The sequence below is a fragment of the Streptomyces kebangsaanensis genome (assembly GCF_001906585.1).
Lineage (GTDB): Bacteria > Actinomycetota > Actinomycetes > Streptomycetales > Streptomycetaceae > Streptomyces > Streptomyces kebangsaanensis.
The window spans coordinates 9,524-10,405 of sequence record NZ_JUJA01000166.1 but is presented as its reverse complement, the minus strand read 5'-3'; the positions used below and the strand labels follow the sequence as shown (position 1 = coordinate 10,405).

The window sequence follows — 882 nt, the reverse complement described above, 5'->3', positions numbered from 1 at the left end:
GCCGAAGAAGCCGCGGTCCGCCGACATCGGCGAGGGGTGCGCCGACTCGATCGCCGGATACTCCCCGAGCAGGGGGCGCAGGCTGCGCGCGTCCCGCCCCCACAGGATCGACACCAACGGCCGCCCCCGTGCGACGAGGGCGCGGATGGCCTGCTCGGTGACCTCCTCCCAGCCCTTGCCCCGGTGGGCGCCCGGCTTGCGCGGGGCCGTGGTCAGCGCCCTGTTCAGCAGCAGCACGCCCTGCCGGGTCCACGGGGTCAGATCACCGTTGGACGGCCGGGGCAGACCCAGATCCGCGTTCAGCTCCCGGTAGATGTTCTCCAGACTGCCCGGCAGCGACCGCACCTCCGGCGAGACCGCGAAACTCAGACCGATCGCCATACCCGGCGTCGGGTACGGGTCCTGACCGACGATCAGCACCCTCACGTCGTCGAAGGGCTGCTGGAACGCCCGCAGGACATTCGCTCCCGCCGGGAGGTACGTCCTGCCCGCCGCCACCTCGGCACGCAGGAAGTCCCCCATGTCCGCGATACGCCCGGCCACCGGCTCCAGGGCCTTCGCCCAGCCGTCCTCAACAAGTTCATTCAACGGTCGTCGTCCCACGCCACGCCACTCTAGTGGCCCACACCGACAACCCGTACCGGCGGACCAGCCCCCACGACGAGAACCTCCCCGGGCGCTAGGCTCTTTCCTCGTCGAGGCCGTCGAGGCCGCCGAGTCGGCCGGGCAGACCGCGCAGCCGGTCGCCGGGAGGAGGGGAGCCCGTTGCGTCCCATGGTCGAGCCGCTCCGCCACGGCCGTCGTGTCCGGCCCGGGCGCGGCCCCTTCGGCCCACGCCCGTTCGGCCCACGCCCGTTCGGCCGCGCCGGCGGTCCGCCGGCC

General features: G+C 73.4%; 1 protein-coding gene. It reads right to left on the bottom strand.

Annotation, left to right across the window (positions count from 1 at the left end; all coding sequences use genetic code 11):
- The coding region (locus RH94_RS34140; RefSeq protein ID WP_073952277.1) for a uracil-DNA glycosylase at positions 1-603 on the bottom strand (603 nt) is incomplete at its 3' end.
- Positions 604-882 lie beyond the last annotated feature (279 nt).